The organism is Serinicoccus sp. JS2-9 (genome assembly GCF_059025165.1).
This window is the reverse complement of record NZ_CM180091.1, coordinates 1,281,290-1,292,551: the sequence shown is the minus strand read 5'-3', so window position 1 is coordinate 1,292,551 and position 11,262 is coordinate 1,281,290. Positions and strand designations below refer to the sequence as shown.

Sequence of the window (11,262 nt, the reverse complement as noted above, 5' to 3'; positions counted from 1 at the left end):
ACCCTAACGGCCCCCACCGACGCTCGCCCCGCCCTCGTCCACAGGGCGCAGGATGGCGGTCCGGTGGGCCGCACGCGTCAGCACGACGTAGAGCGCCCGCACCCCTCCTGGCGACTCCGCGACGATCGCGTCCGGGTCCACCACGACCGTGGCGTCGTACTCCAGCCCCTTGGTCGAGAGGGGGTCGACGAGCAGGGCGCGCTCACCGGTGACGGCGGGCGCCACCCGGTCGTGCCAGGACCATGGTGCGATGACGGCCACCTGACCGCTGACCTCCCCGAGCAGCTCCTCCACCTGCGCCGCCACCGTCCCGGGCAGCCGGGCGGCGGGCCCGGTGAGCTCCACCGGGTCGATGCCGGTCTCCCGGACCGCGGCCGGGATGTCGGCATCAGGCACGTGCTCCTGGATGACCCGCGCCGCCAGGTCGAAGATCTCCCGCGCGTTGCGGTAGTTGGTGTCCATGTGGAAGTCCTGGCGCGGCGCGCTCCCGAAGGCCTCCTCCCGCGCCCGGGCCGCCTCCTCCAGGTCGTCCCACGAGGCCTGGGCCAGGTCACCGACGACGGTCCAGGACGCCCAACGTCCCCGCCGCCCGAGCATGCGCCACTGCATCGGCGAGAGGTCCTGCGCCTCGTCGACGAGGACGTGGGCATACTCCTCGGCCTCCCCGATCCGGCCGGCCAGGAGCCGGTCCCGGGGGTCGGTGGAGACCCGGTGCGACGACTCGCCGGACGCGAGCGGCTCGCTCTCCCCGTCGGCGCCGACCCGCAGCGCCGACACGCCGTACTGCGACACGTCGTCGAGCTCCTCGATCTCGAAGAAGCCCCGCTCCTCGCTGGGCAGGTCGACCGGCGGCCCGAGCCGTGCCGTCAGGTCGTCGACGAGGGCGACGTCGGCCACGGTCCAGGTGCCCAGCTCCAGCGCCTGCTGATAGGAGGCCGCGAGCAGCCGCGCGGTCACCGGGTCGGCCCCCAGCTCGCGCGCCCGCTCCTCGTCGGCGAGCCAGAGCAGCATCTCGCGCGGGTCCAGCGGTCGCCACCACTGGCGCATGAAGGCCTCGACCTCGCTGGAGTCGGTGAAGCGGTCGACGAACTCCTCGCGGTCGCCGGAGTCGACCTGCTCCCAGGCCAGCGCCGCGAGACTCTCGACGGCGGCGTCATACCCGGCGTTGCGGTGGTGGTGCCGGAGCACCATGGCGCGGGCGCGGTCCAGGTCGCCGGCCTCCAGCCGGATCGGGTGACCTCCAACGAAGGTGCGCAGCTGCAGCGGGGCGTCGGGGATGGGCTGGCGCTCGAGCCGCGCGAGGAGGCGCCGGATGCGCAGGCTGCCCTTGAGCGCCGCGACCTCCGGCGCGTCCAGCCGGGTCGCGGTCACGCCGGCCAGCACGTCGCCGATCGACCGGAGCACGACCGCGTCCTCGCCGAGGGAGGGCAGCACCCGCTCGATGTATGCGGTATAGGCGGCGGACGGTCCGACGACGAGCACCCCGCCGCCCTCGAAGCGGCGGCGGTCGGAGTAGAGCAGGTAGGCCGCGCGGTGCAGCGCGACGACCGTCTTGCCGGTGCCCGGGCCGCCGGTGATCTCGGTGACGCCGCGGGCGGGCGCCCGGATGGCCTCGTCCTGGTGCTGCTGGATCGTGGCCACGATGTCGCGCATCTGCGCACCGCGGCTGCGCGTGAGCGCCGCCATGAGCGCGCCGTCACCCACCACGACCACGTCGTCCGGCGCCTCGGTGACCATGAGGTCATCCTCGACGCCGACGACCTCCTCGCCGCGACAGCGCAGCACGCGGCGCCGGATGACGCCCTGCGGGTCGACGGGGGTGGCGCGGTAGAAGGGGGCTGCGGCCGGGGCCCGCCAGTCGACCACCAGCGGCTCGTAGTCGTCGTCCCGCACGCCCAGACGACCGACGTAGCGCACCTCCCGGGTCGAGCCGTCGGGCGCCGCCACCGCGTGCTCCAGGTCGAGCCGTCCGAAGACCAGACCCTCGTGCTGGTGCTGCAGCGTGGCCCGGCGTTTGCTGGCGGAGAAGACGAGCGCGTCGCGCTCGAAGAGCCCGGACAGCTCCTCCTCCCGCGGATCCCCCGTGCCACGCCGATCGGTCTGACCCCGCGCCATCCCCTCGGCGTGCACCAGCTCGACCCGCTCGGCCGCCTTGCCCAGCTCGGCATACACCCGGTCCACGTGATCCTGCTCGGCCGCGATCTCGGCCGCGAGCACGTGGTCGGTCGTCTGCTCGCTGCTCAATCGGCCACCTTCCATCGGGTGAACGGGTCCGGGGCGGATTGTCCTGCGCGTCACGACCGCCCCACAAAGACCCCTACTCTACCGGCACCGGCCAGGCGACCTGCCTCACCGTCACACCCAGCCGCGACGCACCGCCTGTGCCCCGGCGTGGAACCGGGTCGCGGCCCCCAGGTGCTCCATGATGTAGCGCACTCGTCGCTCGACGGTGCGCACCGAGACGCCGATGTTGCGGGCGATGGCCTGATCCGACGCCCCCGCCGACATCAGCCCGAGGATGGCCTGGTCACGATCGTCGAGGGGGGCCGAGGACTCCCCGACCTCCTTGCGCCGGGTCGCCGCGCGCATCGGCCCGAAGGGTGCCGCGAGCCGCCACATGCGCTCCAGCAGACTGGCGACCGCGAGCACCGGGCCGCTCTCGCGGATCTCCACGGACCCTGCACCCTGCGGGTCGAATCGGCTGATGTCGAGGATCGCGGTGTCGTCGTCGCACACGACGGCGCTGATCGGTATGCCGTTGCCCATGCGGACCGCGGCGCCGCGCTGCACAGACTGCTCCATGACGAGCACGGCGGCGGACATCTCGAGCAGACCGGTGTCGAGGATGAGGTGGTGCTCGACGCCGCTGCGGACCTCGAGCAGGCCAGGGTCCTGCGCGGCGCGCTCCAGCAGGAGCCGCCCGGCGGGGCTGCCGTCGATGGCCCACCAGAGCCGCCCCCGCGCCCCCAGGTGCAGGGCCGACATCCGGCTGGAGATCTTCTCGACCCCGGTGAGCACGTCGATGCCCGAGGTGATCGGCGAGCCCGCTCGCCCCAGCGCCTTGCGCCACGCGCTCTCCAGCTCCGGTGCGGTGGCGCGGGCGATCCGCAGCCGCATCTCGGTGCTCTCGGCATACCGTGCCACCGCCTCCCGCGGTGGCACGACGCCGAGCGTTCCCCCCTCCTCGACCCGGAGGAACTCACGGGCCAGCAGCTCGGAGACGGCGTGGTCCACGTCGCGCGCGTCCACCCCCGCCACCGAGTCCCGGATGCTCTCCCGGGTGGGACTCCCCACACGCACGGCCATGAGGTAGATGCTCGACACGAGCTCCTCGAAACCCTCCCCGTAGAGCGGGCGCTCCGTCTCCTCCACCCGCCACAGCATGACGGATGACCGTCATTGTCAACAACCCGACGCCACCCAAGGTGACAACCACGTGAACGATGTGTCAGGCTGCTGCATACCGGCCTTCGGGTCGGTGCAGGGAGCGTGAGTGTCGTTCGGGCAGCCCCCCATCAGCCCGTGCAGACCCTGCCCTGTCGGTGGCCCTCCTGGGAGTTACCCCCCCTGCCTCCCAGGGGGGCCACTCATCTCCTCACACCGGTTCGTCCGCGCCGGTGCGCCCGATAGGCTGCTGCCCCGTGGTGGTCCTCGTCCTCGGCTCCGGCGCCCGTGAGCACGCCCTCGTCCGCTCTCTCTCCCGCGACCCCTCGGTCGACCAGGTGCTGGCGCTCCCCGGCAACCCCGGTATGTCGCAGCTCGGCCGCTGCGTCCCCGGCGACCCGGTGGATCCCGCGGACGTCGTGCGGACGGCGCGCGAGGAGGGCGTCGAGCTGGTCGTCGTCGGCCCGGAGGCACCCCTGGTCGCGGGCGTCGCGGACGCGCTGCGGGCCGAGGGGATCGACTGCTTCGGCCCGTCGGCGGCAGCCGCCCGGCTCGAGGGGAGCAAGGCCTTCGCCAAGGAGGTCATGGCGCAGGCGGGCGTGCCCACGGCCGCCGCCCGCGCCTGCAGCACGACCGCCGAGGTCGAGGCGGCCCTGGACGCCGCCGGTCCGCCCTACGTCGTCAAGGAGGACGGCCTCGCGGCGGGCAAGGGCGTGGTCGTGACCGACGACCGCGCGGCGGCCTCCGCGCATGCCGAGGCGTGCCTGGCCCGGGCCGGGGGTGACGGCGGTGAGCCCGTGGTCGTCGTCGAGGACTATCTCGACGGGCCCGAGGTCTCCCTCTTCTGCCTCTGCGACGGCGCGAGCGTGGTGCCGTTGGCCCCGGCCCAGGACTTCAAGCGGGTCGGCGACGGCGACACCGGGCCCAACACCGGTGGCATGGGCGCCTACACCCCGCTCTCGTGGGCGCCCGAGGGGCTCGTCGACGAGGTCGTCCGTACCGTCGCCCAGCCGACTATCGACGAGATGGCGCGGCGCGGCGCCCCCTTCGTCGGCGTCCTCTACGTCGGCCTCGCGCTGACGGCCGCCGGCCCCCAGGTCGTGGAGTTCAACGTGCGCTTCGGCGACCCCGAGACGCAGGCCGTGCTGGCGCGGCTGCAGACGCCGCTGGGCGAGGTGCTCGGCGCCGCCGCGCGCGGCGAGCTGGCCGGGCTGGCGCCGCTGGCATGGTCGGATCGGAGCGCGGTCAACCTCGTCCTCGCTGCCGAGCACTACCCCGCCTCGCCCACCACCGGCGACCCGGTCGGCGGGCTCGACGAGGCCGCGGCCATCGAGGGCGTGCACCTGCTGCACGCCGGGGTGCGTGACGGCGACGACGGGCTGGTGTCGTCCGGTGGCCGGGTGTTGAGCGTCGTCGCGGTCGGTGACGACCTCGCGGCCGCGCGGGCGACAGCGTATGCCGCCATCGACCGGATCTCGTTGCGCGGCAGCCACTTCCGCACCGACATCGGGCTCGCGGCCGAGCGTGGCGAGGTGCGGCTCCCGTCGGCCGCAGCTGCGGCCGACGACGCAGCGGACCCCACCGCCGCCGAGGAGGACTGAGCTGATGACGACCGACCCTCAGCCCGAGCTCCCCGGCCACGAGCTGATCTACTCCGGCAAGGTGCGCGGCCTCCACGCCCCGCTCGACGCCGAGGGCGACCCGGACCCGACCCGGCTGCTCCTGGTCGCCTCGGACCGGATCAGCGCCTACGACCACATCCTCGAGACGCCCATCCCGGACAAGGGCGCCATCCTCACGCAGATGTCGCTGTGGTGGTTCGAGCAGCTCGCCGACCTGGTGCCGCACCACGTCGTCTCCACCGACGTGCCGCATCAGGTGGCGGGGCGTGCGGTCTACGTCCAGCGGCTGGAGATGCTCCCGGTCGAGTGCGTCGCCCGGGCCTACCTCACCGGCGGCGGCCTGGCGGAGTATGCCGCGACCGGCTCGGTCTCCGGCGTCGCCCTGCCCGACGGCCTGGTCGACGGCTCCCGGCTCCCCACGCCGATCTTCACCCCCAGCACGAAGGCACCGGTGGGGCAGCACGACGAGCCGATCAGCCTGGAGCAGGTGGCCGCCCTCGTCGGCCGGCCGCTGGCGCAACGGCTGCGCGACCTTACCGTGGCCATCCTCGACCGGGGCACCCGGATCGCCGAGGACCGGGGCATCCTCATCGCCGACACCAAGGTGGAATTCGGGGTGGATCCGGAGCAGGTGGCCGGCGCCCGGCGTCGCGCCGGGACGACCGCTGAGGAGGAGATCGACTGGGCCGCAGTGGATCCCGAGGCGCTCCAGATCCGGCTCGCCGACGAGGTGCTCACGCCGGACAGCTCCCGCTTCTGGCGCGCCTCGGAGTGGGCGCCGGGACGGACCCAGACGTCCTACGACAAGCAGGTGCTGCGCGACTGGCTCACCTCGGCGAGAAGCGGCTGGGACCGCGCGTCCGACACCCCTCCGCCGCCACTGCCGGACGAGGTCGTCGAGCTGACCCGGGCCCGCTACGTCGAGGCCTACGAAGCCCTCACCGGCCAGCGCTTCACTCCCGCCACCCCAGCCTGAGGAGGCCCACCCTTGGCGACCCGCGACCTCCGTCTCACCGCCGTCCCAGGCGGCTCGGCCCTCTCCGACTTCCGAGCCCGGGCGCTGCTCGCGCGCCTGCAGCAGGTCGCCCCGGCGGTGACCGGCGTCTCCGCCCGCTTCGTGCACTGGGTGGCGGCGGAGGCATACCTCGACCCCTCCGGCGACCCGAACCAGACCGACGCGGTGACGCGCCTGCTGACCTATGGCGAGCCGTGGACGGGCCGAGACCAGCAGCCGCAGGACACCGAGGACGACGCGACGCGCGGGGAGGAGGTGGTCGTCGTCGTCGCGCCCCGACTGGGGACGATCTCGCCGTGGGCGAGCAAGGCCACCGACATCGTGCGCAACTGCGGGATCGACGTCCACCGGGTCGAGCGGGTGACCGAGTTCCACCTCGCGCTGGACGCCAGGGCGGTCCTGGACGAGCAGGTGTGGGTCACGATCGCCGACCTGCTGCACGACCGGATGACCGAGACCGTGCTGCCGGACCGCGAGGCGGCGCGGGCGCTCTTCGCCGAGCGCGAGGCCGAGCCGATGGAGCACGTCGACGTGCTCGGGCGCGGGCGGGAGGCTCTCGCGGAGGCCGACGCCGCCTTCGGGCTGGCGCTCGCGCCCGACGAGATCGACTACCTCGTCGAGGCCTTCACCGGACTGGGGCGCAACCCGACCGACGTCGAGCTGACGATGTTTGCCCAGGCCAACTCCGAGCACTGCCGGCACAAGATCTTCAACGCCGACTTCGTCATCGACGGGGAGCCGCAGCCGCGCAGCCTCTTCGGGATGATCCGGCACACCGAGGAGGTGGCGGGTCAGGGCACGGTCGTCGCCTACAAGGACAACGCCTCGGTCATGGAGGGCGGCCGGGTCGAGCGCTTCCTCCCGGCCGGCGACGCGCGGTCCGGACCGACGGCATACCGGTTGGTCGAGGACGACGTCCACGTCCTGATGAAGGTGGAGACGCACAACCACCCGACCGCCATCTCGCCCGTCCCCGGCGCCGCGACCGGCGCGGGCGGCGAGATCCGCGACGAGGGGGCGACCGGGCGCGGCAGCGCACCGAAGGCCGGGCTGACCGGCTTCGCGGTCTCGCACCTGCGCCTGCCGGGCACCGACGAGCCGTGGGAGCGGGCCTCCGGGCCGGAGTCGTCGCGCGCGCCCGCGCACCTCGCGACGCCGCTGGAGATCATGCTGGACGGGCCGATCGGTGCCGCCGCCTTCAACAACGAGTTCGGGCGACCCTCGCTCGGCGGCTTCTTACGGGTCTACGAGCAGACCGTCGACGGCGTGCGCCGCGGCTATCACAAGCCGATCATGAGTGCCGGTGGGCTTGGAGCCATCAGTGCCGCGATGACCGAGAAGGTCCGCTTCGGCCCGGGGACCCTGCTCGTGCAGATCGGTGGGCCCGGCATGCGGATCGGCATGGGTGGGGGCGCGGCCAGCTCGATGGCGGCCGGGAGCAACACCGCCGCGCTCGACTTCGACTCCGTGCAGCGCGGCAACCCGGAGATGGAGCGGCGGGCGCAGGAGGTCATCAACCACTGCTGGTCGCTCGGGCTGCTGACCGGCGACAACCCCGTGCTGGCGATCCACGACGTGGGGGCGGGCGGGCTGTCCAACGCCTTCCCCGAGCTCGTGGACGACGCCGGCCTCGGCGCCCGCTTCGACCTCGGGGCCGTGCCGCTGGAGGAGTCGGGCCTCTCGCCCAAGGAGATCTGGTCCAACGAGAGCCAGGAGCGCTATGTCCTGGCGCTGGCCCCCGAGGCGCTGGAGACCTTCGCCGCCCTCTGCGCGCGCGAGCGCTGCCCCTATGCCGTGGTCGGCGAGGCCCAGGACGACGGCCAGCTGGTCGTCACCGATGGCGGGGCGCCGGGCGACCCGGTGGACATGCCGATGGAGGTGCTGCTCGGCAAGCCGCCGCGGATGACCCGGGAGGTGCACCGCGTCGATCGCTCGACCCCGGAGCTCGATCTCGCTGCGCTGCAGGGTGGTCCGCTGCGGGAGGCGGCGTATGCCGTGCTCCGCCACCCGAGCGTCGCGTGCAAGCGCTTCCTCATCACCATCGGCGACCGCACGGTCGGCGGGCTCAGTCACCGCGACCAGATGGTCGGCCCTTGGCAGGTGCCCGTCGCCGACGTCGCGGTCACCCTGTCAGACCTCACCGGGCTGGCCGGGCAGGCCATGGCGACCGGGGAGCGGATGCCGCTCGCCGCCGTCGACGGGCCCGCGTCGGGTCGGATGGCGGTCGGTGAAGCCCTGACCAACCTGCTCGCGGCACCGGTCACGCTCTCCGGGGTCAAGCTGTCCTGCAACTGGATGGCCGCCTGCGGCGAGCCCGGCGAGGACGCCGCGCTCTACGACACGGTGCGGGCCGTCGCGCTCGAGCTGTGCCCGGCCCTGGGCATCTCGGTCCCGGTCGGCAAGGACTCGCTGTCGATGCGGACCCGGTGGAGCGACGAGGCCTCCGGAGCGGGCGAGCAGAGCGTGGTCTCGCCGGTGTCCCTCGTGGTCTCGGCCTTCGCCTCGCTGCCGGACGTGCGAGGCACCTGGACCCCGCAGGCGCAGGTGGGCGACATGCTCCTGCTCGTCGACCTGGGGGCCGGGGCGGACCGTCTCGGCGGGTCGATCCTCGCTCAGGTCGCCGGTGAGTTCGGCGGGGCGGTGCCGGACCTGGACGACCCGTCCCGCCTGACCTCCCTCGCGGCCGCCCTGGGTGAGCTGCGCTCCGAGGGCCTCGTGACGGCATACCACGACCGCGCCGACGGCGGCCTCTGGGCGACGCTCGCGGAGATCGCCTTCGCCAGCGGGGCGGGCGTGGACGTCGACCTGCCGGGGTGGCCCGCTGATGCGCGGCGTGGGTCCGCCGACGTCGCCGACCGGCACGCGGACGCGGTGCGCGCCCTCTTCGCCGAGGAGCTCGGCGTGGTGCTCGCGGTCGGGGCGTTAGACGCGGACCGGGCGCGGGACGTCCTGGACCGCCACGGCCTCGGTGACCTGACGCAGACCCTCGGGACCGTCTCCCCAGACCGTCGAATCACGCTGCGCGGCAACGGGATCGAGCTCGACGAGCCGGTCCGCGACCTCGCGCAGGCGTGGGATGAGGTCTCCTGGCGGATCGCGGCCCTGCGGGACAACCCGGAGTGCGCCGACGAGGAGCACGCCGGCGTCGCCGCCGAGGACGACCCCGGGCTGCAGGTGCGCCCCAGCTTCGACCCGCTCGAGGACGTCGCCGCGCCGTTCGTCTCCCGCGGCGCCCGGCCGGTGGTCGCGGTGCTGCGCGAGCAGGGCGTCAACTCCCACGTAGAGACCGCCTTCGCCTTCGACCGGGCCGGCTTCGACACGGTCGACGTGCACATGACCGACCTGCAGGCAGGCCGCTTCGACCTGGCCGCGAGCGACGTCGTCGGCCTGGTCGCCTGCGGCGGCTTCTCCTACGGCGACACGCTCGGCGCGGGCGAGGGATGGGCCCGCTCGGTGCTCTTCAACGACCGGCTCACCGACGCCTTCGCGACCTTCTTCGCCCGCGAGGAGACCTTCGGGCTGGGCATCTGCAACGGCTGCCAGATGTTCGCCGCGCTCGCCGAGCTCATCCCCGGTGCCGAGGCCTGGCCGCGCTTCACCCGCAACCGCAGCGAGCAGTACGAAGCCCGCCTGTCGCAGGTCGAGGTCCTCGACAGCCCCTCGCTCTTCTTCTCCGGCATGGCCGGGTCCCTGCTGCCGATCGCGGTGGCCCACGGCGAGGGCCGCGCCGACTTCGCCGCGCAGGGCGACCTCGACGCGCTGCGAGCCGGCGCGACCGCCGCCATGCGCTACGTCGACGGGCGGGGAGAGGTGGCGACGGCATATCCGATGAACCCGAACGGCTCACCGGACGGTCTCACCGCCGTGACCACCCCAGACGGTCGGTTCACTGCGATGATGCCGCACCCGGAGCGGGTGGCCCGCAACGCCCAGCTGTCGTGGACCACCGGTGCGCCGGACCGGCCGAGCCCGTGGCTGCGGATGTTCCGCAACGCCCGGGCGTGGGTGGGCTGACGTCGCGGCGATGAGTTCGCGCCACCGGCCGGGTCGACCCTGACATGAGACATCTCCTCGTGCCCGGCGCCGGCGGGCAGGCGTGGGACTGGCACCGGCTGGTGCCGCTGCTCGACGCCGCCGTCGCCGTCGAGCTCCCCGCGGGCGACGAGACGGCGGGTCTGGCGGAGTATGCCGACACCATCGTTGCCGCCGCCGGTCCGGACCCCGGGCCGGTGGTGGTCGTCGGGCACTCGATGGGCGGGCTCTCGGCACCGCTGGTCGCCAACCGGCTCGACGTCCGCCGCCTGGTGCTGCTCAACGCGATGATCCCGGCGCCGGACGAGTCCGGGGCGCAGTGGTGGGAGGGGTCCGGTCACAGCAGCGTCGACATCGGGGAGTACGACGAGGTCGAGCACTTCTACCACGACCTGCCCGCAGCGGTCCGCGCCGAGGCGCTCGCGCGACCCGACCCCGCACAGAGCGAGCGTCCCTTCGCTGAGCCGTGGCCGCTGGAGCACTGGCCCGACGTGCCCACCACGGTGCTGGCGGGCGCCGAGGACCGACTCTTCCCGCCGGACTTCCAGCGGCGGCTGGCGCGGGAGCGGCTCGGCCTCGACGTCACGATCGTGCCCGGTGGGCACATGGCGGCGCTGAGCCGACCTCACGAGCTGGCCGCGGTGCTGCGCGGCTGAGTCGCGGCCAGGCGGTCGGGTGCGCGCGGTCAGGCCTCCTCGGCCCAGGCGTCGAGCGCGGCCTGGACCTCCTCGTCGCTCATCGACAGCGGAGTACCCACGATCCACTGGTGCCCGAAGGGGTCGCGGAACCGGCCCTGGCGGGAGCCGTAGGGCTGGTCGTCGACCGGGAAGATCGTCTGCGCACCGCGCTCCAGGGCGGCCGCCATGACGGTGTCGGGGTCGTCGGTGAGGATGTCGAGGATCACCCCCGTGCCTCCGGCGGCGGGAGCGGCGTCGACGCCGTCGGGGTCCTTGACCTGCACCTGGCTGCCGTCGGGCAGCTCCAGCGCGGCGAAGACCACCGAGTCACCCATGGTGTGCCGCGTCACCGGCCTGGCGCCGAGCACCTCGGCATAGAAGCGGAGGGCGGCGTCTGCGCCGTCGACGACGAGCTTCGGGGACACGCGGATCTGGGTCATGAGCCCGAGTCTGCCCTGGTATGCCGGGGCCCGGCTTGGAGGTTTCGGCACAGCCGCGCGGCGGCGGGCGTCCGTGGACGGCGCGGCGGAGA

At 73.7% G+C, this 11,262-nt stretch carries 7 protein-coding genes; 4 read left to right on the top strand and 3 right to left on the bottom strand.

Annotation, left to right across the window (positions count from 1 at the left end):
- Window positions 1–3 precede the first annotated feature (3 nt).
- Together AC5PYY_RS06450 and AC5PYY_RS06445 are read right to left on the bottom strand one after the other, a co-directional pair.
- Window positions 4–2,244 (bottom strand): HelD family protein, encoded by a 2,241-nt coding sequence (locus tag AC5PYY_RS06450; protein WP_493898961.1) that lies wholly within the window; start codon window positions 2,242–2,244, stop codon window positions 4–6.
- Window positions 2,245–2,355: 111 nt separating this feature from the next.
- Window positions 2,356–3,372 carry a helix-turn-helix transcriptional regulator gene (locus tag AC5PYY_RS06445; RefSeq protein ID WP_493898960.1) on the bottom strand — a complete coding sequence of 339 codons (1,017 nt, stop codon included), beginning with the start codon at window positions 3,370–3,372 and terminating at the stop codon, window positions 2,356–2,358.
- Window positions 3,373–3,641: 269 nt separating this feature from the next.
- Here AC5PYY_RS06445 and purD point away from each other — a divergent pair, with 269 nt between their 5' ends.
- From purD to AC5PYY_RS06425, 4 genes are read left to right on the top strand one after another with little or no spacing between them, the layout of a single operon-like run.
- On the top strand, window positions 3,642–4,985 hold the full coding sequence (gene purD, locus AC5PYY_RS06440) for a phosphoribosylamine--glycine ligase (RefSeq protein ID WP_493898959.1): 1,344 nt from the start codon (window positions 3,642–3,644) through the stop codon (window positions 4,983–4,985).
- A gap of 4 nt (window positions 4,986–4,989) precedes the next feature.
- Window positions 4,990–5,982, top strand: coding sequence for a phosphoribosylaminoimidazolesuccinocarboxamide synthase (locus AC5PYY_RS06435; RefSeq protein WP_493898958.1), 993 nt, complete (start codon window positions 4,990–4,992; stop codon window positions 5,980–5,982).
- A gap of 12 nt (window positions 5,983–5,994) precedes the next feature.
- A complete protein-coding gene (purL, locus tag AC5PYY_RS06430; RefSeq protein ID WP_493898957.1) occupies window positions 5,995–10,035 on the top strand; it encodes a phosphoribosylformylglycinamidine synthase in 4,041 nt (1,346 codons plus the stop codon).
- 44 nt (window positions 10,036–10,079) lie between these two features.
- Entirely contained in the window at window positions 10,080–10,709 is a 630-nt protein-coding gene (locus AC5PYY_RS06425; RefSeq protein ID WP_493898956.1) for an alpha/beta fold hydrolase, read from the top strand.
- 29 nt (window positions 10,710–10,738) lie between these two features.
- Here the strand turns inward: AC5PYY_RS06425 and AC5PYY_RS06420 are convergent, their stop codons facing one another.
- Window positions 10,739–11,170: a VOC family protein gene (locus AC5PYY_RS06420; RefSeq protein WP_493898955.1), complete on the bottom strand. Its 432-nt coding sequence runs from the start codon at window positions 11,168–11,170 to the stop codon at window positions 10,739–10,741.
- Window positions 11,171–11,262 lie beyond the last annotated feature (92 nt).